Here is a 26708-nt window from a genome sequence, read left to right on the forward strand (position 1 = left end):
AAATACGTGAAAACATGTGCCGTTATAATATGGGGATCGATACCTCCAGATAGCAAACGGATACCTAACTTCACCTAACATCTTGTCAAAATCCGGATCCGCCGCCTTCTTTGGAACCCTATCGCAAAGAAACAAATTTGCCTTATGGAGATGGTGTATTTCAAAATAAGAATTCTAATTTTTGTATGATATAACAACATCAACCTAATAGAATTCGTCAAATCTCATGGCTATATCCACGAAAATGATGGCCGCCCCGTGCCCTCATGCTAAGAAATGTGGTGGTCTTTACTTTTCCTAGTAACAAATACTAGGTGCCATGAAAAACACCTCCAAGATTATATGAACATCTTTCGATAGTCACATTCAGTCTTGAAGGTATTTTGATTTCACGCGCTTTGGGGTCAGTTCCAAGACGCTTTTTTTCTTGGGCAAAAGTATAGAAGTAAAAAAAGTTTAAGAATTGGGAAAGGCCGTGGGGCCAGAAATAGTCATCCCTCGGATGGAAAATCTTCAAGCTGGCGTAACGAATATAATAAACTCATGTGGGCTATTGGGAGGATAGGCTCTTACTTAATCAACCACTTTTTCTCAAGCTTTAAATTCATTCGATATAAAGCATAAATTAAAGTACCAATTAATAAACTTTCGGCTGCCTGAACATATTCTCCGGCATAAATTAAACCGGTTCCCCATACGGCGAATATGGCTGTTAACCATCCCATAGTCTAGAACTCCCTATTTTTCTTATGGAATTTATAATCAACAAATTCAACAACACTTTCTTGATAGTCTGAATTGAGCCTTCTATACATTGAAATAAGATTAGCTTCCGCTTCCACATCGAAAGTGGATATGATCCTTCGGTTTGTCCGAACCTAGGATATAAAATTTTATCGGGTCTAAAGTACACTTTTTTATCATACATCTTTCAAATTGTTTAAGCTCATATATAAACCAAATGGCAACAAGTCCTTGTATTACAAAGGTTTTGTTGCCATTTGGTGACTCTATAAATTATTCACTTGATCCGCTGCCTAAGCGCCTCGTACAGCAGAACCGTCGTCGCCATCGCCACATTGAGCGACTCGGCGCGGCCGCGCATTGGGATGAGCACCGTCTCGTCCATCAGTGCCTTGATCTGCGGAGAGAGGCCTTGCGACTCGCTGCCCATCACAAGCCAGGATGCCGCTGTCCAATCATAATCATAACAGGAATGATCCGTTTGCAGGCTCGTTCCTGTTAGGCGAATGCCGCGCTGCTTAGCTTCCGGGAGCAGTGTTAGCAGATCCGCTTCCATGATCGGCAGATGAAAGATCGACCCCATCGTAGAACGCACCGTTTTGGGATTGTACAGATCGACACAGCCTTTGCCAAGTATGACGCCGTCAGCGCCGACCGCATCGGCGCTGCGGATAATGGTGCCGACATTGCCGGGATCCCTTACGCTATCCAATACGACGACGAGAGCCCGCTCCTTGTACAAGGCTTCCAAAGAAGGCTTAGGCTTGGCCACCACCGCGAATACCGGCGGCGGCGTATCCGTCTCCGTACACTTCGCAATGACATGCGGAGCTGCCGCTATCCATTCCACCGCTTCCAATTGCAGGATGTCCTGAAGCTCGTGAGGCACGCCCCGTTCCGAATCATATACAATACACTCGATCTCAGCCTGCATCGCCACGGCTTCCTGTACCAAGTGAACGCCTTCAATCAGAAACCGGCCTCTGCGATCGCGGTGCTTCTTTTCCAGCAACCCGGCCCATTCTTTGACCCGCGCATTTTGTGCGGATGTGATTTCAACATGTGCGCTGTTCATTGTTCTTATATCAGCCTTCCGAATAAGCGAGCTCAAGACCCGTCAAATCTGTATTTTTGCCTACTACAACAAGGACGTCGCCCTCTTTGATCGTATCCTCCGCATGAGGTGCGATGTTCATCCCTGCCCCGGACTTAATTCCCATCACGTTACAGCGGAATTTGGCCCGAATATCGAGCTGTTTCAAGTTTTTGCCGAGCATGGCTTTCGGGGCTTTAATCTCAGCAATACTATAATCATCCGACAGCTCGATGAAGTCCAGGATGTTCGGCGATATCAAATGGTGCGCAACCCGCAAGCCCATATCTCTCTCCGGGTATACAACCTTGTCCGCCCCAATTTTATTTAACACTTTTCCGTGCAGCTCGTTTTGCGCTTTGACGATAATCGTCGAAACGCCCAGATCTTTTAATATTAACGTCGTGAGGATGCTGGATTGGATATCCTCGCCAATCGCTACGACGACCACATCTATATTGCGAATTCCGATTGCGCGCATTGCTTCTTCATCCGTTGAATCCGCAGCAACCGCATGGGTAACGATATTAACAACTTCCTGTATTCTATGCTCATCGGTATCGATCGCAAGCACTTCGAATCCCATTTGCGATAAAGATTGGGCGACACTTGTACCGAAACGTCCCATACCGATTACCGCGTATTGTTTTTTCGCCATCCTGTTCCCATCCCTTCAGCATCGCTAATTCATCTTCACATTATATCACATCGAGGTTCTGATTACGCTCTGGATGAAACGGCAGCCTCAGGGACATATTAATCGGGAAAACGACGTATGGAGGGACTTAAGCTTGAATAATCTTGATTTGCGCCAAGCCATCATACAAAGGGTACAAGGCAAAACGGATGAAGATTTAACCGATGTGATCGAAAGCTCAATCGGCAATGATGAACGTACGCTGCCCGGTCTGGGCGTATTGTTCGAAATGATCTGGCAAGAAAGCGATAAAGCCGCACAGACTACAATGGTTAGTGCGCTTCATAACAGTCTCCAGAAGAAAACAACCGTTTAACGCGGGAAATAAGCGCTGCTCTCATATACAAGCGTGCCGTCAACAATGGTATGCGAAACCATCGGATAACGGTCAAACGTATCAACGACCAGTACGTCGGCCTGTTTGCCGATTGCAATGGAGCCTCGCTCACCACCCACGCCAAGCGCTTTTGCAGGGTGGAGAGAAGCCATTCTTACGGCCGCCGCCAGGTCAATGATGCCTTGCTCGGCGAGCTTGAATACAGCGGCAAGCAAGGAGGCCGGATGATAATCGGAGCAAAGAATATCCGCTGCGCCGAATTGGATCGCATCAACGGCCCGCATATTTTTGTCGTGGGAGCCGCCCCTTACTACATTAGGCGCTCCCACACAAACGTGCAGGCCTTGCTCCGCTGCGAATTGTGCCGTCCCGATATTCATCGGGAATTCCGATACATTCACGCCAAAGCCCATAAACTCCCGTACCCGATCAGGCGAATCATCATCATGGGAGGCAACTGAAATTCCCTGCTCGGCCGCTAACCGCCCCAGATCGCTTAGATGCTTCCAGTCCACCCGCTGCTGTCTCTCCAGCAGATCCCTCACAATCTCCTGCACCTCGATCACATCAACGCCTTGATTTTTCATCACATAACGCTCAAAGGATCCCTCTTCCTTATATTGTCCCTGTCCGGGTGAATGATCCATAAACGATAAATAATCGACCTTACGTTCACGTACAAACTGCTCTACAATCGGCAATCCTGCCAAATGAGCCACCTCATACCGCAAATGAATCCCATGCCTGATCATCGCTCTGCGGCTGCGGTAACGATGGATGAGCTTGATCATCTGTGTCAGCAGATGGTCTCCCCGCAAGCTTAATCCCACCCCAAGCGATAAAGAATGATACATGGAGGTAATGCCATGCACAGGCAGCTTTCGTTCAAATTCGATGAGCGCCATCTCCAGCGGAAACAACGTGTTCGGACGAGGCTGAACCTCCTTCTCGATCGCATCGCAGTGAATATCGATCAGCCCGGGCAGCACATATTTCCCTTTAGCATCTATACATCGAGCCTTATCTTCACCACCACGTTCAGCGGCTGCTGCTTCCCGCCCTGCTCTGCCGTCCTGTTCGGTTAAAATTGCTGTAATACGCCCATTTTCAATGACGATGTCGCCCTCTGCCAGCCGGTCTTCCAGCACGACACGTCCTCCCTGGATAAGAAGCTTTTCCGCTCCCATGTATGGATATCCTCCTTTGCTCCAATAGCCGCAAAAATCTATGAGAATTATTGTAAACGTTTCGTGAAAGGAAAGCCACTATTCTCTCTTGCGTGATCGCACCAGGTCTGTGAACAAAACAAGAGACAGCGCCGTTCCAGCGCTGCCTCTTTATTGAGCTCTATTCGATTAATGGCCTTCCATGAAAACGTAACGTGCGACGATCAAAATCGCGAGCACCCACATCAGCCAGTGGATCGAGTATTTTTCTTTTGCTTTGCCGCTTACATTCGCGATCACAGCAAGAACAACGTAGAATACAATACCGAACGAAATACCGTTAGCGATGTTGTATGTGAAAGGCATCATCACGATGGTAAAGAACGCGGGAATCGCATATACCATATCGCTAAAGTCGATTTCCTTCACAGACTGCATCATCAGCACACCGACAATAATCAATGCCGCTGCAGTTGCTGAGCCCGGAATGAGCGCAATAAGCGGGGAAAGGAAGATCGCCAGCAAGAAGCAAATACCCGTCGTTATAGCAGTAAGACCCGTCCGGCCGCCCTGCGCGATACCGGCAGAGCTCTCGATGTAGGCTGTTACTGTACTTGTACCAAGCACCGCACCGCCGCTTACGCCAATGGCGTCAACAAACATCGCTTTACCAACTTTTTGCTTGCCTTTATCTTTGTCCTTCATAAAGCCGGCGCGGTTGGCCGTACCAACCAACGTGCCGAATGTATCAAACAATTCCACAAAGGTGAACGTCAGGATGACTGTAATGAGGCCAACCTCGATAACCCCTGCGAAATCAAAGTGCCAAAAATTCAATTCAGCAAAATTAGGCATCCATGTTTTGCCGCTCAATGTAGCATTCACATCCACGTTGCCGACCAGAATAGCCAAGATTGTCGTGAGCAGGATCCCGAACAGAATTGCGCCTGGAACACGCAGTACCATCATAATCGCGATCGCAAGAATAGCAAATATCGTCAACAAAATGCCTTCATTATGCATGCTTCCCATATGAATGACGGATTCAAAGCCCATCAGGTTTGTGAATTGTCCTGCAGGCACATCATTCACCGTTTGAACTGCAACGGTAAGCAGGCCGCTGTTCTTCAAACCGATGATCGTGATGAAAAGACCGATCCCAACCGTGATCGCATGCTTAATGCTGTCAGGCACCGCTTCGAGCAGCATTTGACGAATCTGAGTGACGGTCAGGATAATAAAGATAATCCCCGAAATAAATACGGCGGTTAATGCCATAGCCGGCGAAATAGGTGTGCCGGTTGCTTGTGAAGCCAGTACAACTGCTGCAAAGTAAGCATTTAACCCCATACCCGGCGCCAAAGCGACCGGAAAGTTAACAAACAAACCCATTGCAATCGTAAAAATCCCTGCGGACAAAGCCGTCGCCAAAAACACGGAATCCCAAGTAAGACCTGTTGGAACCAAAATTGACGGATTGACAGCCAAAATATAGGCCATCGTCATAAAAGTCGTCAGTCCCGCCATGATTTCCGTTCTGACATTTGTTCCGTTTTCCTTCAGCCGAAAGAAACGTTCCATTTTTCTAAACCCTCCTAAAAAATGTAGTGGAACAAAAATAACCTAAAAAAGCGCCATATTGGCATGCTCTTCTAGGTTCCGCGCAAAACAGGAAAAGTATACCCTTCGGATCATATCGCTCCGGATGTGCTTATTACTTTTCCCGCTTTTCGTAGCCAGATCATTTACGGTGACCTCGTAGAGACTTCCAAGCCTATTCTTGGAATTATACGAAAAGGTATGCTGTTGTTCGTTATCCTCATTTATTCTAATGAGAGCTGTACAACTTTGTCAACAGATTTTACGAATAATGTCGATTTTTCATAAACCATTGTTCGGAATTAGGAAGTGATGGCATTTTGTAAACGTTTGCACTTGAAATATTTCCGATTTTTCCCTGATTGCTGCTGCAGTTACGCGGAAAACCCGAGCAGGAAATTTAACAATGTGTGTATATCCTGAGGACCGTGCTGCGGTTGCAGCACTGTATCACGGTAGTCGAACCATAATGAAAAAAGCCGCCAGGCCATTCCGGCATTCTCCCTTAGGAAAACCCTTTAGTAGGCACTGACGACGCTTATATCATGCTTTTATGGAGTTACATCCTTATTCCCACTCGATGGAGCGGATAGGACTTGTAAAGCCTGTTGTTATCACATTTATAAGGTGTCTCCCTTATCTTGGAGACAGTTTTGGCGACAATCGTTTCACCGTTTGATTACCGACAAATGCAAATTGCTTACTTGTTGCAGTGTTAATTTTGATAATGCCTGCCATTGATTCTGCGACAGCGTCATCAATTCCACGCCACAAATGTGCATAGTGTTTTAGCGTAATTTCTGGCGAACTATGCCCGAGACGTTTTGAGACAACCAAGACAGACGCATTTAATTCATTGATGAGAAAGCTTACATGTGGATGACGTAGACCTTTAGCCTGTATTACTGGAGAACCTGCTAGCTTCGCATAACGAGCAATAATTCGGGCTATCGTTGATTTAATCATGGGTAAGCCGTCATAGGAGAAAATGAAATCCACATTTCCGTGTTTTGCTTGTCGTTCTTTCCATACACGCAATACTTCAATCGTATCATTATCTAAAGCGAGCACCCGTTTTCCATCAACTGTTTTCGTGTGATTCTTCCGAATGTAATTCTTTCGACTCCTAGTGACTAACATATGATGAACACGAAGCTGTTTTTTCTCAAAATCAACATCATTCCACCAGAGAGCAGCTCCTTCGTTCACACGAACACCTGTCATATAATAGACCCACAACATCACAAAGCACAAATGCTCATAAAAATCTTCGGTGTAAATCTTTGAGATTACTTTCTCAAATTCATCTTTCGTCCAGTATGCAACATCCGTTTTCACTTTAGCAATTGGTTTCACTTGTCGAGCAACATTCTTATCAAGGTAATTGAGGGTTACGGCAAATTCAAGAATTTTCTTAAACATTCCAAAGACCAATGAAGCGTATGCCTGTGAATATCCTGCCGCATTTTTATCTAGAAGCCACGTTCTGAAAAATTGAATATCGTGCAAAGTAATCTTCCGTAATGGCTTCTTTCCGAAACGTTCGAACAGAATTTTCAACGATGGATTCCGTGACTCAAATGTATTTTCTGTCACCTCAGTCTTATAATGTGGAATGTAGACATTATTCATGAATTGTTCAAAGGTCATACCATAATCAGAATATCCTTGAGTTTGCAGAAAGTCATTTTTTACACGGATAGCTTCCGCATAGGCTTCTTTTGCTGACTCAAATTTCTTTCCAGATTGCGACTTGCGACCTTTACGCTTGATACGCTTTCCTGTGATTTTGTCCGTACCTAAGCTTACCTCGTAATAGAATTGCCCATTTTCATCCTGATAAATATCTTGGTAGCTAGTTTTTGACAAATTTAATCCTCCGTTTCGGACAACTCAACATCACCGATAACGGATTTTACCGCCTGTAAGGGGACAACAGAAATACGCCGCCCCTCGTAAAACTCATACCCTTGTTGTACCATATAGTGTTTTGCTTGTCTAATGATATTGGAAGCCGTGTAAGGTGAGAATCCAGCACGCTTTAAGTCCTCTGAGTTCACCATTGTTTTACTCATCGCCATCCCCCATTTCTTTATAAATTTTCTTAATGGGTCTTTCCGAACTGTAACGCCTTGAATCTAGTAATCTTGAGAAGAAATACGTTTTATCTACGATTAACTCAAGCAACAAATAATCATTACTTCTTGCGTACATTACAAGTTCTTCGAATTCCTTAAAATCTTGTTCTGCAATCACATCAATAATGCTGTTCAAAAATTCACCCGTATTATGCTCAACAATGAATTTCCCAAGTTCAAATCCACACCCCCACTCAATATCTTCTGTTTGGTAGGGTGTCTTATCTGGATTTTCTGCGTGTGTGAAATACTCATACATTCCTTTTGGGGACATCACAACCTCAACATGCTTTGGAGCGTTAAGCTTTTCGCTAATCAGACTTGAAACCTGCGAATAGCTTTTCAAAGAATCAAAGTATAGTGCACCGTGCTTGTGTGCCTTTTTAATTTCCCCTGTCTCTTTATTCACGTCCTTATCGTGCCAAGGGCTCAACACAAAAGGTATGTGCATTTCTTCTAAAATCTCTAAATAGTTCTTCGGGGCACTCTCTTGATAGAAAATGAACGCCCATTTATTGCTTCTCTGCTCTTTTTTCTTATCCATAGTTCATTTCCCTCGATTATTGATTATTGATCCCACGGGGGTCGTAGTAGCCCCGTGGGATATCGCTTTCTGCCATCTTTCAAGAATAGCGGAGCTCCTTTGCTTCTGCCCAAGGCAGGCAAAAGCTCCGCTATTCTTCACCTCATTTTTGTTCCCTCAATTGTCAGCCAGTGTTTGTACCGTTCAAAATTCGAGAAAGTGTAGTCTGGAAAGCGACTTGATATTTCTTCTCGAAGAATTTCTTTTGCTTCTAAGATTAGTTTTTGTGCTTGCATGTCATTTGGCAATTTAGCGAGATAGGTGATTTTTTTATTCCTAATATCAATGATGGATTTTCTGATTGCTTTATTATGCTGTTGTAGCTTGAATATCCCTTCACCTTCATGGTCTGCCTGTCTCATTAGGAATTTTCTTAAACGGAAGCTAACCCATATTGAATTGAACCAATTCCCTAATGAGTCATGAACTATCCTTGTTATTAGTTCTGGAACTACCAGTATCAGTAAAGCCCCGACCGATAACAGAATCATCCCATCCAATGTGTTGGAAATTGACCCCAATACTTTAGACATTATTTCTGAGTATTCTCTCAGGAATGAACTTGTTTCATCGTTCAAAAGACTTTCTATTATTTTGAACGCAACTCGAAATAGAAGGAGTATCAATCAAATAAATAACAGAAATCGGTTAATATGGAACGTCCGAATGAAGAATGATTTACCTGTTTTTTTCATCTACATTACTCCTTTCAAATTATTAAATGTTGGTGTTAGTAATGGAATAATTTGAAATGGGTGCTCCGAGTCAATAACCTGTATCAGACCCGTCCCAATTCCTTGCGGTATGACTATCCCCTCAAGTGAGAGGTCGGGAAATAGAAATTGTGTTGTCTTGGAATTAATATTCCCAACCTGAATTAACACATTGAGTTGCTCTCTACAAGAAATAGGAATTGCATTGTTATCAAACCTCTGTGATACCAGTAGCAAATGAACCTTTGAAGCTCTACCTAGTAATGAAATCTGCGACAGAAGACTAAAGAATGCTTCCTTAATCGGCTTTGCCACACCATCACTCAATGCTAGAACCTCGTCAATTACCAACGTATAGTGTTCAAAGTCGGCTTGAGGGTTATCGTAAAGCACCTGCTGCCGTTGATGAATTAGCTCCAAGCACTGGCTAAGCTCTGCATTCACACTTGAGACAAAATCATTCTTGTTCCTGTTATCAGTTGGGGCTATGACTTTAACATGGTTTTCCCTTCCCCACCTACTAGGCATATCACATTTCGGATCAATAATTACGAGTCTTGAACTCTTTTTCAATACACATAAAAAATATGTCAACACATAGGACTTGCCTGAACCTGAATTTCCTGCGATAGCAATACTTGTGACTTTGTTTAGATTGATAGTGTAATTCTCCATCACAGGAACTTGGTTAAGTGGCAAGTCATCAACATATTTTTCGATATCCCGTACAATCAATCTTTTTGAAATGCCTTGCCTCCAAGGGAAGAACAATGCCCTTTTCACATGAATATCTTCTGTATCCAGTGGGACAAAATACGATCCCGTTTGCTTTAAAAGCGTATAATCTGGATATAAAACAGCATTACTGATGAGGTAAATCTTTTGATAAAGCTCATTATCAACGACATAGCTTGCAGGAAGGCGAGGGACGAAGTAAAAACCTTCGTCCGCTACACTTACATCAAATGAGTTCGTGTAAGAAGTCTCACCATTTATCTGTAATGCCATGTTCAGAGCTTGGATCAAGTAGCCTTCAAGTTCTGAGTTTTTCATTATTTAACAACCCGTACCCCTTCTGAACGGAAATACACATTCGAGCGGATTTCGATTGCTTCAAGTTTATCTAGCCTTACTTCAGAAAGGAACGGTGCTAATGATGGTTTCTTCACAAATTTAACCATAAAGGGGTTAACTCCTTCCTGTACAAAATAAAGCTTGTACCCTGTTACTTCATCTGTACGTTTACCGTCGATCCAGTTATATTGTGTTTCTACTTCGGAAGAAACACTGATGATTGGTTTCTCGTCTGAAATATACTGCTTTGCTGTATTCTCGTTGTATGCGTTTCGCGAATTTTTTGTTTTCATAAAGGTCTCCTTTTGCAGCGTGACTAATGCATATTGAATAGATTTATTTATCCCTGTACTCATGATTCCTTTGACTTTTTTATTCTCCGCTATATAGGCTACATAAAGGCTGCATTCCCTTTACCTGTGAACCGTCATTTACCTTGAAGCCAAGCTCCCTAGCACCGACTAAAAGCATTTTCTATTATGTGTTCATCACCTTGTAATTAAATTCAACATGGCCATGTCGTATCTTTATTGTAAAAGAGCCATATTCAGATAACGAGAACCTAAACGGCAAATTGAGGGCATCATTTTCCGCGATTGTCACTATACGACTTTGTATAGTAAAATAATTTCATGGACTAGGAAAGGAGCGGAAAAATGACCGATAAAAAAGGATCGAATATGCGAAAAAAAGATATTACACTTGGGCGCGTTAAAGAATTAAGAGAAATAAAGAATCTTACACAACTCGAATTTGCAGAAAGTATTGATGTTTCATCCAACACCATTAGCCGCATTGAGCGTGGAGAGATGAGCCTTTCATCTGACCTAGCTTTGAAAATTGCAGATACATACGGAATTAGCCTTGATTGGCTTTTTTATCGTGGAAATGAACAGTTAAGTCCTAAGCTTCGAGCAAATTTGGAAGAAGCCTTTAAATGTATACAGGAAAGCACCTCAATTCCTATACGCTTAAAAATCAACAAAAAAACGCCCTCGGATTAAAATCCAAAGGCGATGTGAATATATCAATTTCTAGAATTCAAATTCTTAACCGCTATTATAGATTAATCAAATCTTTCCACCTACACCCTTGAACTTATCCACAAAGGCAGAGATTTTCTGAAAAACACTCTGCTTTTTGGTTAAATACTGAGGATTGAGAGGACTCATTTTAGGAAGAACTTCATTAAGCTCTGTCCCATTTTCACTGGCATATTCTCTTCTCAATGAGGTTAACATGTATCTTTTTGCTGCCTCTTCATTAAGTTTTTCCGCACTAATCAGTTCTTCTGCTTCACGTATTTGCTCCATCTGAGCAAAGGAGAAAAACTTATCAATAATACTGGCTTTATCTTGGATATTGTCTAAATCAGCTTGGTTGATAAAATCAACGACTAAGCTTTCTTTTGCACGATTTCCTACACTAGAACGAATTATGCGGCGAACTTCTTCAACCAAGGATGCTTTATCCTTCACCTTTTTGTTGTATTCGAAAATAAGTTCAAGAATGTAATCCAGATTGATCTCTTGGGATTTCAGTAGATCTACCTCAAAGACAACATCATCCCAATCAATAGCGGAATTCCCCTTTTCTTTTCCCGTTTTTTCACGACGCAGCCAATCACGAATATCATTGTATGTAGAACGATAATCTTGAACCGTCCTTTCCTCTAACACTTGAACCCCTTGCATGCTAGCTATATCTTCATCTGTTACATAGTGAGTAGACTTAAAATCTTCAACCGCATCCGAATCCGTCAGATCTATAGTTTGCAAAGCTTTCAGACCTGAAAATTCATCATAGTTCTGTAGGATATTTTCAATCCGCAAATATTCACCGAAAAGTTTAACAAATTCTTTCTTATCCCTTTCAGTAACAATCTCATCAATATTAGAAAAACGTTCCTTTAATTCTTTTACTACGTCAACATAACCACGACGGGCTTCACCTGTTGTCACATCAGCGAACCCTTCCATATACTCTTTGTAGCTTTTTTCCAGCACTACATTTTTAGTGTTTTTATCACCAAACAGCGTAATGGCGTCTACGGTTGCTTGTTCTAAATCTCGAAAAGTAACAATGTTTCCAAAGGTTTTGGTGGAATCATAAATACGGTTAGTTCTCGAATAAGCTTGCATTAACCCGTGATACTTAAGATTTTTATCGACAAATAAAGTATTTAATGTGGGGGCATCAAAACCCGTTAAAAACATGCCGACTACAATCAACAAATCAATTTCTTTGTCTTTTACTCGTTTCGCAAGTTCACGATAATAGTTTTGAAACTCCTTACTTTCTACGCCATAATTGGTTTTGAACATCGCATTATAATCTTTAATGGCTGCGCTTAAAAACTCTTTAGCACTGCTATCCATAGCGGTTGGTTCGAACGTTTCATCCAGAATTTCACCGATCGCCGTTTGCTCTTCATTCGCAGCAAAGGAGAAAATTGTCGCAATCTTAAGCGGTTTATCGCTTCCTTGTTGCAAATTATTCAGAGACTCATAGTAAAGTTTGGCTGCGTCAACACTGCTCACAGCAAACATAGCGTTAAATCCTCTACCACTTGCATTCAAACGGTGCGTTTTATTTTTAAAGTTATGAAGAATGTACTGAGAAATTTTTTTAATCCGTTCAGGATGTAGCAATGCTTCTTTGTTTTCTGCAGCCGATAGCTTTTTTTCGTCCTGTTCTTGCTCAATCGTTTTAAACTGTGGGCGGACATCGTTATAATCTACTTTGAACTTTAATACCTTCTCATCTCTGATCGCATCGGTAATGACATACGAGTGTAACTCTCTGCCAAAGACAGAAGCCGTCGTTTCAGAACCTAAGGCATTTTTCGGAAAAATAGGCGTGCCTGTAAATCCAAATTGATAAAACCTCTTGAATTTTTTCTTTATGTTTTTTTGAGCTTCCCCAAATTGCGAACGATGAGCTTCATCAAATATAAATACCACTTGCTTATGATAGATAGGTAACTCGGTTTCGCCCTTCATCAGATTATTTAGTTTTTGAATCGTCGTCACAATAATTTTATTGTCAACTTTTTCAAGATTACGCTTCAACCCTGCCGTACTCTCGGAACCATTCACACTATCAGGAGAAAATCGCTGATATTCTTTCATCGTCTGAAAGTCGAGGTCTTTTCTGTCTACAACAAAAAAGACTTTATCGATAAAATCGAGTTCAGTAGCCAAGCGAGCTGCTTTAAAACTAGTAAGCGTTTTCCCGGAACCAGTTGTATGCCAAATATACCCGCCACTTTCCGGGCTACTCCATTTTTTCGCTTGATATGTACTCTTAATCTTCCATAGTATTCTTTCTGCTGCGGCTATTTGATAAGGTCGCATCACCAGCAGGTTATCGCTTGTATCAAATACGGAATATTTTAGCAGTATATTTAATAACGTATCTTTCTGAAAAAAAGTCGCCGTGAAATCTTTCAGATCTTTAATGAGGATATTATCCGCTTTGGCCCAATTCATCGTAAAGTCAAAACTGTTCTTATCCCGTTTCGTCGTATTGGCAAAATAGCGGCTATCTGTGCCATTAGAGATCACAAAGATTTGTACATACTTAAACAATGAGTTTTCGGAATTAAAACTCTCTTTGCTATATCGATGAACCTGATTAAAGGCTTCACGAATGGCAACCCCACGCTTTTTAAGCTCCACTTGTACTAGTGGCAAGCCATTGACTAAGATGGTCACATCATATCGATTCGCATGCGTTCCTTTTTGTTCAAATTGGGATATAACTTGTACCTTGTTACCGGCAATATTGTTTTTATCTACTAGGTAGATATTCTGAATATGTCCATCATCAAACACAAAGTCATATATATGATTGTCATGAATTTTACGGGTTTTATCGATATGGTTGTCACTCTGTTTATCTAAATACTGCTCACAAAACCTAAGCCATTCGGCATCTGAAAATTGCATTTTATTCAAGTCTTGGATCTGCACACGAGCATTCGCAAGCATCTGTTCAGGAGAAGTGAAGTTAGGTAGTTTTTCATAGCCTTGATTCACTAAATCTTGAATCAGTTCTCGTTCTAAATTAGCTTCCGTTTGATAGCCGACTCCTTGTTCGGCTATCTTGCTATATTTATCTAGAACGATGTAGTGATTTGATTCAGCAATGGGTATGTACTCGCTCATCTTTATGCCTCCTTCCTAAAGCTATAGTTATTTATCAAATGATCGAATAATAACCTAACTGTTTGTTTTTCCTGAGGAGACGGCTCTGCTGCACTTGAATCCGCCAGAGTAGAATGACTTGTAAATTGAATAATCCGATTATAATATGCTTCTTTATTATCAGGTAATAAGTCTGACCAGTATGGAAATCCAAGAAAACTAGCTGTTTTTTCATATAGATTTCTTAAAAGAGTGAAATGATATTTTTGTACTTGATTGTTCTCAATAGCTTCCTCTATCGTATTCTTCAAATGCAAGTGGTATGAAAAACTCTTATTTGAGTCTCCTGGTTTTTCTTCTAATTCGAAAGTACCATCTTCTTTACGGCCTAGCATGTAGCAGGTCTTTTTATTAACTTCATTATAGAGCACATTATAAAAAATAGGATTGTGAGTTGTAATAACAAACTTTAGTTCGGAATCACTTTTTTTGATCAAATGAGCCAAGTCTACAGCCAGTTGAATTAAATGGTTATCGTCTAATGAAGTTACAGGATCATCAATAAACACATATTTCAACTGATTAAGTTGATCTGTTTCTCGTTCACTTGGCTCAGCTATATTTAATACATCAATCACTTGGTTAAGCAAGCTATAAAAAACACTCCAAACAAAGCTGCTTTCCTCACCTTTGGAAACCTTAATGTTTGGAGAAGGTTCTTCATTTCCTCGTTCATAAGAAAATGTAACTTCCGAAAAATCCGAATTAAATTTAGGTGTTAATGTACGATCAGTATAATTCTGAAAATGACTAATAACATTTTGATCTTGTCCCTGTTCATTAAGCACCCATTCAGTAAAAGAATTGGGATGAATTTTAAGTTTTAAATCAATATCATTTGCTAGATCATTGTCCCAATAGAACAAATCTTCCGTAAAAGCGTTATAGTAAATGATTTTTTTGCTGGCTAGCCCCGTTTCGTCCGTCTCTGTATCGTTTTTAGGTGCAACCAGCAATCTAAATTCTTTTGATAGTCTGGTTTTTCCATTTCCATTAAAGCCATAAATTAATTGAACTTTTTTATCGCTCTCTTTTAATTGTTGTGCAATTTCAATTAAACTCTTCCCCATACTATGCTTCTACCTCACTTTTCGGAAATGAAAGTAGCATATTACGATAATATTCGTATTGCTTTTTACGCAATTCTATTTCACGAGGTAAGCCCTCGGTAATAGAAGATGTCAAGGCATCGAATTTGTCTAAAATAGATACTATACGCTTTTTTTGTATAGGTAAAGGATTAGGAACCATTATGCTATTCAAATTCTTCTGATTTAGTTTAGGTTGAGCTGCCCCCGATATATAGGGGGTTAAATCTATATAATTTAAATAAAACTCAACAAATCTACGATCTTCATAAGTCTTAAACTTAAGTACATGAGCATGATTGTTAACCCATATTTTCCCACTAGCACTAAATGCAATTGGTGTATTTCTGGCAACCAAGTTTGCCCCATCTTCCGAAATAAGCAAAAAATCCCCTTCAAAAATATAATCTTTTACATAATCAACAATACCGGATGCTCCATAATATGGGATATCACCAAACTCTCTTACGCCACTAGTAACCGGTTTACGCATTGAGTCAAGATTCTCAGCAAGCTCCCCCAACGGTTTCCAGTCAATCTCACCCTCTTCAAAAGTCAACAACCTATCACGATAGTATTCATACTGTTTTTGACGAGCTGTTAGCTCTGCTGTTAGCTCTGCTGTTAGCTCTGCTGTAAGCTCTGTGAAGGCGTCCAAAATACGGACGATTTCTTTCTGTACTTCAAGGGGCGGAATGGGGAGTTTGAATTTTTCTAACTTATCTCCATGTACTCGAATAACCTTAGTTCCAGTTCTATTTTGCTTTTTATATTCAAAAAACATAGGGGTTTGCAGATAATAAGCTAAATACTTTGGATTTTGATTATGCTTAAAAATGTAAGTCTCTCCGCTGACACAGACCTCAGCCTCACCCAGCCAAACTAGAGGCTTACAAACATCTTCAATATTTTCGCTTGTAGTTGCAATTATTAAATCGCCTTTCTGAGCTTTTCTCAACTTTGTTGCCAGTGTTTGTGAAACAAAAGATTTTGTTTCATATGCAAAATTTCCGTAGAAAGTATAAATTTGACCATAGTGGATACAACCCACACCGCTTTCTGTGAAATCACTTTTTTGCAGTCCACTACCTCGAACAAACTCCCCTATTTGCCCTAATGATTTCCATTCAACTTCAACCCCCTCTAGGAGTTTCTCGATATAATTCGGATTAATCAAGATTCAATCACCTCAATAATGTCATCAATTTCGGCACGAAGTTGGTCTATCTTTGCTACAGTTGTTTTTATTTCTGCATTCAGCTCATTTATATCAATCACTTCACTTGTGTCTTTCGCTACCACATATGCGCTTACAGATAGGTTGTAATCTTTTTGAACGATTTCATCATAATCAGCAGATGTCGCAACATAATCAACATTTTCTTTCCTATCAAAAATCCCCATAATTTTCTCAATGTGTTCATCTGTAAGTATGTTATTATTGGTCGCTTTCTTATAGAAATCTACTCCACTTGCATCAATAAATTGAGTTTTATTATCGGTTTTATGTTTAGAGAGAACCAAGATATTAACCGCTATTGAAGTTCCATAAAAAAGGTTAGGTGCTAATGAAATAACAGTTTCAACAAAGTTATTATCAATCAGATATTTTCTGATTTTCTGCTCTGCACCACCACGGTAAAAGATACCAGGGAAGCAAACGATAGCAGCACGACCTTTGCTTGAAAGGTAACTAAGCGAATGAAGTACAAAGGCAAAATCAGCTTTGGACTTTGGCGCTAATACGCCTGCAGGGGCAAATCTTTCATCATTAATAAGCGTTGGGTCATCACTACCAATCCAATTTACGGAATAAGGTGGATTCGATACAATCGCATCAAAAGGTTTTTCATCACCAAATTGAGGGTCTAATAGTGTATTTCCTAAAGCAATATTAAACTTATCGTAGTTTATGTTGTGTAAGAACATATTCATACGAGCAAGGTTATAAGTTGTATGGTTAATCTCCTGTCCATAAAACCCATCTTCGATAATATGAGCATCAAACTGTTTTTTTGCTTGTAATAAAAGTGATCCCGAACCGGCTGCAGGGTCATAAATTTTATTGATTGTTGTTTGCTTGTGTATTGCTAATTGAGCTATAAGTTTTGATACATGCTGAGGTGTGAAGAATTCTCCTCCAGATTTCCCTGCATTGGCAGCATAATTAGAGATTAAAAACTCATAGGCATCACCAAAAAGGTCAATTTGATTATCTTCAAATTTACCAAAATTAAGCCCTGCAACACCTTTAATGACAGCAGCTAAACGACTGTTTTTGTCTTTCACAGTATTCCCCAGTCTATTACTTGTGGTGTCGAAATCAGCGAATAATCCTTTAATATCTAGTTCAGATGGATAACCATTTGCTGAACTTTCAATGGCAGCAAATATAGCAGCTAGATCTGTATTCAAACTTTCATTTGTGTTGGCGGTTTTCACAATATTAGAAAACAGCTGACTCGGATATATGAAATAACCTTTTGTTTTAATGGCATCCTCTTTGATTTCTTTCGATATAATATCATCAGGAAGGTCTGCATACTTGATACTTTCGTCTCCAGCTTCAATATAGCTAGAAAAGTTCTCGCTAATGAAACGATAAAAAAGCGTTCCTAAAACATATTGTTTAAAATCCCATCCATCTACTGAGCCACGGACATCATTGGCTATTTTCCAGATTTGAGATTGTAATTCGGCACGTTGTGCTGCACTTGTCATTTGTATACCTCCAAATTTTCCCTCTTACTTATATTGTCTATAGAAGCACTTCTTAAAGGCTTTATAGCCCCTTACCTATTCCAACATACTTATTCCTCACTCTAGCCGGAAATCCTTTTATTCGACAGTCACTTACCACATAATACACCATGCCATCGTGATGAAGCTAATCGATCAGAAATGTCCTAAAGGAAATCCCTAGGCATCTTCATTATGTTTCGCGCATTCCACGCACTCAACCGGCTAAAGCCTAAATAAAAACTCCCACCGACAATGATTCGGCGAGAGTTTTTGGCGACAATCTTGGAGACAATTCAAGTGAATTCGGGTTTCAGTAAGTCTTATGAGTTTTACTTAAACAGCGTAAAATCAACGTTCTGGGATGAGTAAGGTGTCACTAACTTATTCCCACTCGATTGTTGCCGGCGGCTTCGACGTTACGTCGTAGACGATACGGTTGACGTTGTCGACTTCGTTGACGATGCGGGTCGAGATTTTCTCCAGCACGTCCCACGGAATACGCGCCCAGTCGGCGGTCATGCCGTCAATGGAGGTTACTGCGCGAATGCCGACGGTGTAGGAGTAGGTGCGCGCATCGCCCATAACACCAACGCTCTTCATGTCCGGCAAAGCGGTAAAGTACTGCCAGATCTCACGGTCGAGTCCGGCCTTGGCAATCTCGTCGCGCAGAATCGCATCGGATTCACGGACAATTTCCAGCTTATCTTCCGTGACCTCGCCCAATACACGGATCGCAAGACCCGGTCCAGGGAATGGCTGGCGCCATACGATCTCTTCAGGCAATCCGCACTCCTCGCCGACCTTGCGCACTTCGTCTTTAAATAATGCCTTGAGCGGTTCAACCAGTTTGAACTTCATGTCCTCAGGCAATCCACCGACATTATGATGCGATTTGATCGTTTGCGCGGTAGCTGTGCCGCTCTCTACGATATCCGTATATAACGTGCCTTGCGCAAGGAATTCAAAATCATCGAATTGGGATGACTCTTCTTCAAATACGCGGATAAATTCATTACCGATATTTTTCCGTTTCACCTCAGGATCGGAAATGCCTCTAAGCTTGTCCATAAACCGCTCGCGCGCATCGATTTTGACCACTTTCATATCGAATTTGCCGACGAACGTCTCCATGACGCCTTCCGCTTCACCTTTGCGGAGCAGGCCATGGTCAATAAACATGCAGGTCAATTGGTCGCCGATCGCTTTGTGCAGCAGAATCGCTACTACGGAAGAATCAACGCCGCCGGACAATGCGCACAATACCTTGCGGTCGCCCACTTGCTCGCGGATATCGCGAATTGTATCCTCGATGAAAGTTTCCATGCTCCAGTTGCCTTCGCATCCGCAAATGTCATACAGGAAATTGCGGATCATTTCGTTGCCGTATACAGAGTGGCGAACTTCCGGATGGAACTGTACCGCGTAGAATTTCTTCTCCGGATGGCTCATCGCCGCAATCGGCGCATGCTCCGTGCCCGCATCCACTTGGAAGCCGGCAGGCGGCTCAACTACCAGATCGCTGTGGCTCATCCACACCGTTTGGCGTTTGTCCAGTCCTTTGACAAGGTGGCAGGCGTCTTGGAAATCGACCTCTGCTTTGCCGTACTCGCGTTTTCCTGCACGCTGCACCTTGCCTTGCAATTGATGCGACATCATCTGCATGCCGTAGCAAATCCCGAAGATCGGGATACCCAGATCATATACCGCAGGGTCAACCAATGGCGAATTTTCAGCGTATACGCTGGCCGGTCCGCCGGAGAATACGATTCCTTTTGGATTCAATTCGCGAATTTTGTCTACTGTCGTGTTATACGGCAGCAGCTCGCTGTATACTCCCAAGTCACGGATACGTCTGGCAATAAGCTGGTTGTATTGGCCGCCAAAGTCCAAGACAACAATAATTTCATTCGATTTATTCATTTCCGAGCCTCCCTCGATTCATAAAGAATATTATATCCAACCGGATTTACGGCAGTCAAGAAGAAACGGCTATCGCCGTTTTTGGCGGCTTATGTCGTTTCGTGAACCGAGGATGATGCGGTCAGATTTAATCGGTTGGAACTCACTATTTGCTCTATGGGAGATGCTGCGGCGGGAGCGTTCATGTAAGATGGATCGCTTGCCGCAAAATTTACGGGGCGATCCTTGGCTGTGTACGAGATGATGCGTGTCAAGCGATGCGGTCTATTCTGTCAAATCATTAGGGACGTTTGCGCTTTTGTGAAAATGCGAGCAGCGCTTTGATCGTCGCAGCCAATGTATCAGGCGGCGGGGGCGCAGGCCATTCCTTGCCGAAGCGAGCCTGTTCATCCCAGCGGACAAAATCCTTCAGCTGCTGGTTCCCATACGCCGGCAGCGTAAGCGAACCGGCATATTCGCGCGCGGTCATGGCCGGCGGCCTGCCCCCATACTGGCGGTAAAGTATCCGCCAGCACGGGTGGGCCACGGCCAGGAAGCGTCCGCGCGCATCACGGCCGGCGGCATACGCCCGGCCGTAGCGGCGCAGCGCCAGCGCCAGCGCAAAGCGCGCGCGGCTGCGCCATGCCGCGGCCAGCGCTGCGCATGCCAGCGCTGCCGCAACCGCTGCGGCCCCCGCCCATCGGCGGGCCGCAGGATCCGCGGCGGCCGCTGCGAGCCGCCCGCCCGCGCCCAGCGCGCGCTCCGCGAGGGCTTCCGCCCCTCGCGGCAAGGCGATGGCGGCCTGCACAGCGGCCGCCTGCAGCCGCGCATACGCCCGGCCGGCGAAGCCGCCGTGCGCAAGCGCGGCCCGTGCCGCATCGGCCTGTGGCCCCGATGCGGCATCGCCGCCCGCCGCCGGGCTGCTGCCGGCGGCGTCCCCTTCGGCTGCGGACATAATCGCAGCCGCAGCTGATGCAGCGCCGTCATAACCCGGCGTCGGATCGAACGACACCCAGCCCGCTTCCGGGATGAAGACCTCTACCCATGCGTGGGCGTCCTGGCCCCTAATGATATAACGCTGCTCTGCCTGCGTTACGCCCGGGCCGGAGGTGCCCAGCATTGACGCTTCATCATTGATCAGCTCTCCCGGCGCAAAACCTTTGACCCAGCGTGCCGGAATGCCTTGTGTGCGCAGCATCACCGCCATTGCCGTTGAGAAATGAACGCAGTAGCCCTGCTTCTGTTCAAACAGGAAATGGTCCACAAAATCGTCTCCCGCCTTCGGTGACCGACTTCCCTCCAACGTATAAGCAAAATGACCGCGCAGATAACTTTCGATTGCTTTCGCCTGCTCATAACGGCTGTCCCCGGCAGTCGAAACAATCTGCTCGGCAAGCTCCTTCACCCTGGCAGGCAGCGTGCTTGGCAGCTGAAGATAAGCCGCTGACAGATCAGATGGATCCCGGGCAATGCCGCCTGCCTGGTTGTATTCTGCGATCTTTTCCCCTGCCGTCCAATGGGCCGGGTCTGTGATTACCGATTCAACGGTGTAAGCGGCAATAGAGACGGTCTCTGCAGGAGCAAACACCCCCTCCGACTGTTCATTTTTACGATAGGACTGAAGCGACCGGGGAGGTTCTCCTGCAATGATAGAAGTTACGCGGACATCGCTTCCTCCCGCAAACAGCGGCCACCCGGCCGCCGCACGGGCCATCGTTACCGTCTGTTGAATCATTCTGCTGGTTTTCAATTGTTTTTCACTTGCCGGTATCTCACTGCCGGGTTCCTCCATCGTTACCGATTGTGGAGTTACCCTGCTATTGTCCATTGCCTTTTCACTTGCCGATATATCAATGCCCGGATTCTCCGCCGGAGACGTCTGTTGAATAGCGCCGCCGCTTTCCGTTTCCTTCTCGTTTGCAGCCGATTGACGGACAATCTCTGCGCGGTCCATTACTTCTTCCGCTGCCGTGACCTTACTCTTCTCTATCGATTCTATCCCGCTTCCTTCCATGCCGGCCTGCTGGGCCTGAGCTTGCTCCGGTGCAGGCTGATCGGCAAAAACAGAGCCATCTGCCACCTTGTTGCCGTCCATTGCCTCATCAATCGGAAGCAGCACCGTTTGCCGCTCGCCCGGTTCCCAGCCGCTCCCGTTATAAATCTCCAACGAATCTCCCCTCCAATATAACGGAGCCGGGGAGGTCGCTGTAAATACGACCGAATCATCCACGACGAGCGGCGCGCCTAATCGCCTGTCGTCAAAGCCATAACCGGAAAACGCCGCATTCATTCTTACGCCGGGCCTTTGCGTCTCTCCTATTGACCGCAACTGCGGATCAACGCCTGTTAAAGCTGCCAATTCCCACATCATATCGCTGTCCAGCGTCCAAGCTGCCGGCTCGGATAACCTCGGTTTTTCCCAGGATGCCCCATAAGCCGCAGCCAGCAGCACAACAGCGCTGGTCAAGCCAGCCGCCCACCAACGCAGCGGCCACATCCCATGCAGCTCTATCGGGCTTACCCGCTGTACTCCGCTTCCATACCGCCGCACAGCCATCATATAGGTAATCAACGCGGTGAGCAGCAATCCTTCCCCGGCGACGCGAAGCAAGCCCATATGTATATCGGCGCCCGTGAACCAATGAATGACCAACAGATATACAGCGGTCAGAACAGCCAGTCCCGGTCCCCAGTATCTTACCCAGACAAGAGATTGCAGTGCCGACACGAGCATCGCCGATCCGGTAAAGAGCAGCAGCGTCCGCAGCTCACCGGATACGAAACCGCCGCTGCCGCTTGCCAAAGCGGCAAGGTCGCTTTGCAGCGTTCTGGTCAGCTCAGACAGCCGCATTACCGGATTCAAGCCTTCATAAAATAACCACATCACGCTTATCGTACACAGGCTTCCGTTCAAAATAAACGACAGCCACCAAGGAGGCAGCAGTATGCCGATTGCCAGTACAAAACCGGCAACGGCAATCAGCGGCCCGATCCGGTATAGCTGTGTCCAATGGCCGAACAGCTCCAGCGGAAATATCCATTCAACGAGCAAACCGAATAACAGCAGACTCGTCACGATGCGCAGTGTCAGCGGCAAATAGACCGTCTCTGTCACATCCGCTGATTTTCCGCTGCGCTTATTTTTTCCGCTTTCATCGCCCGGAGCCGATTTTGCAAGGTTAAGAAACGCCTTCATCTGCATCGTCTCCTTCCAGAGCTTCAGTCAGCTTCCCGGTTTCGGCAGGCAGTGTCCATACGCGAACCTTACAACCGTAAGTCTCCCAGTCCCGAATCCCCTCACGCAGCGCATAGGAAGGCGCCTTGCCGCCCACGATCAGCCACAGCTCCATCCGGCAGCCGCGATTCACCGCCATCCTGACCGCTTCCCTCCAGTCTTGAAGCCCTGTCGTAATAACGACAGCAGTGCCGCCCCTAGACAATCCTCCAAGCATATGCGTCAGCAGCCAAGCCAGCGGCTTATCGGAATCCGCCTTCACTCGGGCTAACCGGTCCGCTGCGCGCATATAGCTGCCGCGCGCTTCCCTGTGACCTTCCAGCTTCACAGGCTCGCTGCTGCCGCAATACAAGCGTACGCGGGAACCTGCCAGCAGCGCTTGCTCGAACGCCCACAGCGCTTTGCTGATGCAGGCATCAAATAACCGCTCCTCTTTCCGAAATGAAACTTCTGAACAATCCACGGCGATCAACCGATCAAAGAGCGGCTCTTCCGGTGATTCCTTGCGCGTCTGCCAGCTTCTTCCTTTAGCCAAGCCGCGCCAATCAAGATACCGGAGCGGATCGCCGGCCGAATAAGAGCGTACCTCTTCCCCCGCTCCTGCTTGAAGCCCGGCTGTTGCCAGCCCTCCTGGTTCCCCAACCGGCGTGGGAATCGTCCGGGCCGATTCGGCCATACGAGTTTCTGCAAGCTGCCATGTTTTCCTGTCCTCCCGCTCTCCGATCAGCTCAGGCAGTACAACCGCCCTGCCCTCACAGATTAATGTAATCTGTCTGACAGTAAGCCCGAATAGATCGCCCGCGGTCACCACAACCGGTTCAAATCTTAATTCGCCGCGCCGGAGGGGACGGACTACATAATCGATGGTATATTCACGCCGCAGCCATGGCAGAATCACACGCCGGTATATGACCGGCTCTATACGCGGGTTCGTCGTATTCCTTATTTCCTCTTTCACGGCAATCCAGATCATCGGCAATATCAGACCCGCGCGAAATTCCAGCCTGACCCTTAATTCTGCGCCTGCGTGCAAGCCCGGGTTCAACAAGCTTCGCTTGACGCTGATTCCTCTTAATGACAGCATCGGCGCAGCGGCACCGAATAAGATCACCCCTGTCAAAACGATCAACGCGAACCATTCCGTGGCCCCGCCGCGCAGCTGGGCTGCAGTCATTAATCCGCTCCAGAGCATACAAAGCAGCAGCCATCCGATGAGCCGTTGTTCTTTCCCTTTCATCGCTTTCGCCCCGTTCCCGCTGCATCCACAGGCTGCGGCAGAGACTGCATGATCCGCTCCAGCACCTCTGCCTGCCGGGCAGCTCCTGTTTCATGACCGGAACGCAGAACAAGCCGGTGGAGCAGCACTGGTGCTGCAGTTGCTTTGAAATCATCGGGAACCGTGAAACCTCGACCCTCGATATATGCCTTTGCCTGCGCGGCGCGCACCCAATCCCGCGAAGCGCGGGGACTGGCGCCAAGCGTCAGCTCCTTTGCCCTGCGTGTCGCCCAAGCTACTTCAACGACATATGCAAGCAGAGCATCATGGACATGCACCTGTGCCGCTTCCTGCTGCAGCTTGATCCACTCATCCGGTACCACAACCGGTCTTAAACTTTCCAGCTTTTCAGCGGTGCTTCCGGTTCCAAGCATGCGAATCTCATCCTGCGGAGCCGGATACCCGATCGACAGCCGCATGATGAATCGGTCCAGCTGCGCTTCCGGCAGCGGATAGGTTCCCTCATCCCGCAGGGGATTTTGTGTTGCAATCAGCATGAACGGCTCGGGCAGCCGCCTTGTCGCGCCATCGACGGATACGCATCGCTCTTCCATCGCCTCAAGCAGTGCCGATTGCGTGCGGGGCGATGTGCGGTTAATTTCGTCCGCCAAAACGACATTGCTCATGATTGGCCCCGCGCGAAACACGAAATCGCCGCGTTTCACATCCCAGATCGAGCCGCCCGTCACATCGGACGGCTGCAAATCCGATGTGAATTGAATCCTTGCAAACTCGCCTCCCATCACTCTCGCAAAAGCGCGGGCAAGCATCGTTTTCCCGACTCCCGGCACATCCTCGAGCAGCACGTGTCCGCCTGCCAGCAGCGCCGTCAACGCCATCGACACCGTGTCCCGCTTGCCGATCAGCACGGACTCCACCTTGCCGCGCATGCGATGAAGCAGGGCATGCGGTTCCATCGGCCATCTCAATTCATCTGTATTGTCTCTTGGCATGTTTGAATTAATCTCTGCCATTCCCATGTTTCGAACAACCTCCCGGTAATCTATTTCTATCTACCAGTGTCGCCAGCCTCATCAACTTTTAGACGCGATAGATTCGGGAGTCCGCAGGCCAAGCGGAAATGACAATCGAAGTGCGCATGCGGGCAAAAAAAATAACCTGCGCCTGCCGCAGGTCATCATACTTGCCGGTGATGGACTTTATAGCTGCCCTTACCCGATTCTTTTATTTCGTACATCGCTGTATCCGCTTCTCGTATGACGGAGTAGATCGATGATAGATTGTCGTTTAATATGCTGCAGCCAACGCTAAGCGATACGTTTATTTCATATTCCTGCACAAAGACCGGCAGTTTGAATTCATCTAATAACGACTGGGCTAATCGGTCAACATCGTTTTCAACATCTATGCGGTCCATAATGATAATGAATTCATCCCCGCCATAACGAATGAGGATATCCTTGCTTTTCAGCACTTTTCTCGTCCGGTCGGCGATCTCGACTAACACTTGGTCTCCGCATTGATGCCCGTAAACATCATTAACCTGTTTAAAATTATCCACATCGATAAATAAAATGGCGGATGGGTGCTTCAATTCGTACCGTTCAAGAAAATGGCGGTTATAACAGCCGGTCAAGCTATCTATAAATGCATGATTTTCGATTTCGGCCACATAACTTATCATTTCCGCCATGGACTGAAGCAGCGACAGCTCGCTCTGGCTATACTCCCTTTTCTTGCGGTCCATCACGCATAAGGTGCCATACGCAGGATTGTTGGACACCTTAATCGGAAAGCCTATAAATGAAGCTGATCCAAGCACCTGTGTTATCGGCATAACAGAAGATAGCGGATCTTTCATTGTATCGCTTATCGTGACGCTCCCGGAATCACTTTCAAACACCAAGCTGCAATACGTCTTGTGTAAAGGAAGTATGCTGCCCTCCTCGACAAGGATCTCATCGCGGTTGTAAGCTCTGATAATCGTATTATTTAATCCGTCATTGGTAGCAACAAATAACGTATTCACACCGATAAAATCCTTGAGTACCTCTAAAACATTATTCGCGATTTCCAATACTGTGCGGGACTTTTCTCTCATGTCTATTTCACCTGTTCTTTTAGGTAGAATCAAATGCCAACAGCATAGTAGTGC

At 45.2% G+C, this 26708-nt stretch carries 22 protein-coding genes and 1 riboswitch; of the genes, 2 read left to right on the plus strand and 20 right to left on the minus strand.

The genetic code is table 11. From position 1 onward, the window contains the following. Positions 1-569 precede the first annotated feature (569 nt). The 3 genes from IEW11_RS22705 to IEW11_RS22715 all read right to left on the minus strand — a co-directional run bounded on the left by IEW11_RS22705 (position 570) and on the right by IEW11_RS22715 (position 2495). Positions 570-725, minus strand: a complete 156-nt coding sequence (locus tag IEW11_RS22705; RefSeq protein WP_188533377.1) for a hypothetical protein — start codon at positions 723-725, stop codon at positions 570-572. 296 nt (positions 726-1021) lie between these two features. Further along, positions 1022-1819 carry a TrmH family RNA methyltransferase gene (locus tag IEW11_RS22710; RefSeq protein WP_188533378.1) on the minus strand — a complete coding sequence of 266 codons (798 nt, stop codon included), beginning with the start codon at positions 1817-1819 and terminating at the stop codon, positions 1022-1024. A gap of 10 nt (positions 1820-1829) precedes the next feature. Next, the gene (locus tag IEW11_RS22715; RefSeq protein WP_188533379.1) at positions 1830-2495 is read right to left on the minus strand and encodes a potassium channel family protein; all 666 of its coding nucleotides are present in this window, start codon (positions 2493-2495) and stop codon (positions 1830-1832) included. 133 nt (positions 2496-2628) lie between these two features. On the opposite strand from IEW11_RS22715, the gene sspI reads away from it, so the two are divergent. Further along, the gene (sspI, locus tag IEW11_RS22720) at positions 2629-2850 is read left to right on the plus strand and encodes a small acid-soluble spore protein SspI (RefSeq protein WP_229725600.1); all 222 of its coding nucleotides are present in this window, start codon (positions 2629-2631) and stop codon (positions 2848-2850) included. Here sspI and IEW11_RS22725 read toward each other — a convergent pair. The 8 genes from IEW11_RS22725 to IEW11_RS22760 form a co-directional block, all read right to left on the minus strand. Beyond that, positions 2847-4058: an alpha-D-ribose 1-methylphosphonate 5-triphosphate diphosphatase gene (locus tag IEW11_RS22725; protein WP_188533381.1), complete on the minus strand. Its 1212-nt coding sequence runs from the start codon at positions 4056-4058 to the stop codon at positions 2847-2849. The two genes, sspI and IEW11_RS22725, sit on opposite strands and share 4 nt — an antisense overlap. 168 nt (positions 4059-4226) lie before the next feature. After that, positions 4227-5618: an NCS2 family permease gene (locus IEW11_RS22730; protein WP_188533382.1), complete on the minus strand. Its 1392-nt coding sequence runs from the start codon at positions 5616-5618 to the stop codon at positions 4227-4229. A 132-nt stretch (positions 5619-5750) separates the two neighbouring features. Further along, a riboswitch (purine riboswitch) is annotated at positions 5751-5851 on the minus strand. A 421-nt stretch (positions 5852-6272) separates the two neighbouring features. Continuing rightward, positions 6273-7505, minus strand: coding sequence for a tyrosine-type recombinase/integrase (locus IEW11_RS22735; RefSeq protein WP_188533383.1), 1233 nt, complete (start codon positions 7503-7505; stop codon positions 6273-6275). 2 nt (positions 7506-7507) lie between these two features. After that, positions 7508-7711, minus strand: a complete 204-nt coding sequence (locus tag IEW11_RS22740; protein ID WP_016819295.1) for a DUF3173 family protein — start codon at positions 7709-7711, stop codon at positions 7508-7510. Next, complete coding sequence (locus tag IEW11_RS22745) at positions 7704-8318, minus strand: replication protein (protein WP_188533384.1); 615 nt, start codon at positions 8316-8318, stop codon at positions 7704-7706. Before IEW11_RS22745 ends, IEW11_RS22740 begins: the two co-directional genes overlap by 8 nt. A 137-nt stretch (positions 8319-8455) precedes the next feature. Further along, positions 8456-8719, minus strand: a complete 264-nt coding sequence (locus IEW11_RS22750; protein ID WP_188533385.1) for a hypothetical protein — start codon at positions 8717-8719, stop codon at positions 8456-8458. Positions 8720-9052: 333 nt separating this feature from the next. Then, complete coding sequence (locus IEW11_RS22755; RefSeq protein WP_188533386.1) at positions 9053-10123, minus strand: ATP-binding protein; 1071 nt, start codon at positions 10121-10123, stop codon at positions 9053-9055. Beyond that, positions 10123-10437: a hypothetical protein gene (locus IEW11_RS22760; protein ID WP_188533387.1), complete on the minus strand. Its 315-nt coding sequence runs from the start codon at positions 10435-10437 to the stop codon at positions 10123-10125. Before IEW11_RS22760 ends, IEW11_RS22755 begins: the two co-directional genes overlap by 1 nt. 363 nt (positions 10438-10800) lie before the next feature. Between IEW11_RS22760 and IEW11_RS22765 the strand changes: the two genes are divergently transcribed. Further along, positions 10801-11148, plus strand: coding sequence for a helix-turn-helix domain-containing protein (locus IEW11_RS22765; RefSeq protein WP_188533388.1), 348 nt, complete (start codon positions 10801-10803; stop codon positions 11146-11148). Between the two features lie 66 nt (positions 11149-11214). On the opposite strand, the gene IEW11_RS22770 is transcribed toward IEW11_RS22765, so the two are convergent. From IEW11_RS22770 to IEW11_RS22810, 9 genes are all read right to left on the minus strand, one after another. Further along, positions 11215-14313 carry a type I restriction endonuclease subunit R gene (locus tag IEW11_RS22770; RefSeq protein WP_188533389.1) on the minus strand — a complete coding sequence of 1033 codons (3099 nt, stop codon included), beginning with the start codon at positions 14311-14313 and terminating at the stop codon, positions 11215-11217. A 2-nt stretch (positions 14314-14315) separates the two neighbouring features. Continuing rightward, entirely contained in the window at positions 14316-15422 is a 1107-nt protein-coding gene (locus tag IEW11_RS22775; protein WP_188533390.1) for an AAA family ATPase, read from the minus strand. Position 15423: 1 nt separating this feature from the next. Continuing rightward, a complete protein-coding gene (locus IEW11_RS22780; protein ID WP_188533391.1) occupies positions 15424-16617 on the minus strand; it encodes a restriction endonuclease subunit S in 1194 nt (397 codons plus the stop codon). Further along, positions 16614-18161 (minus strand): type I restriction-modification system subunit M, encoded by a 1548-nt coding sequence (locus IEW11_RS22785; protein ID WP_188533392.1) that lies wholly within the window; start codon positions 18159-18161, stop codon positions 16614-16616. The genes IEW11_RS22780 and IEW11_RS22785 overlap by 4 nt, the downstream gene beginning before the upstream one ends. A 402-nt stretch (positions 18162-18563) precedes the next feature. Beyond that, a complete protein-coding gene (gene guaA / locus IEW11_RS22790) occupies positions 18564-20102 on the minus strand; it encodes a glutamine-hydrolyzing GMP synthase (protein WP_188533393.1) in 1539 nt (512 codons plus the stop codon). A gap of 280 nt (positions 20103-20382) precedes the next feature. Next, positions 20383-23277, minus strand: a complete 2895-nt coding sequence (locus IEW11_RS22795) for a transglutaminase TgpA family protein (RefSeq protein ID WP_229725602.1) — start codon at positions 23275-23277, stop codon at positions 20383-20385. Beyond that, entirely contained in the window at positions 23261-24553 is a 1293-nt protein-coding gene (locus IEW11_RS22800) for a DUF58 domain-containing protein (RefSeq protein WP_188533394.1), read from the minus strand. Before IEW11_RS22800 ends, IEW11_RS22795 begins: the two co-directional genes overlap by 17 nt. Continuing rightward, positions 24550-25572: an AAA family ATPase gene (locus tag IEW11_RS22805; protein ID WP_229725604.1), complete on the minus strand. Its 1023-nt coding sequence runs from the start codon at positions 25570-25572 to the stop codon at positions 24550-24552. Before IEW11_RS22805 ends, IEW11_RS22800 begins: the two co-directional genes overlap by 4 nt. Before the next feature lie 158 nt (positions 25573-25730). Next, positions 25731-26654 (minus strand): sensor domain-containing diguanylate cyclase, encoded by a 924-nt coding sequence (locus IEW11_RS22810; RefSeq protein WP_188533395.1) that lies wholly within the window; start codon positions 26652-26654, stop codon positions 25731-25733. Between the last annotated feature and the right edge of the window lie 54 nt (positions 26655-26708).

It is taken from the genome of Paenibacillus abyssi (assembly GCF_014640295.1).
GTDB classification, from domain to species: domain Bacteria; phylum Bacillota; class Bacilli; order Paenibacillales; family Paenibacillaceae; genus Paenibacillus_D; species Paenibacillus_D abyssi.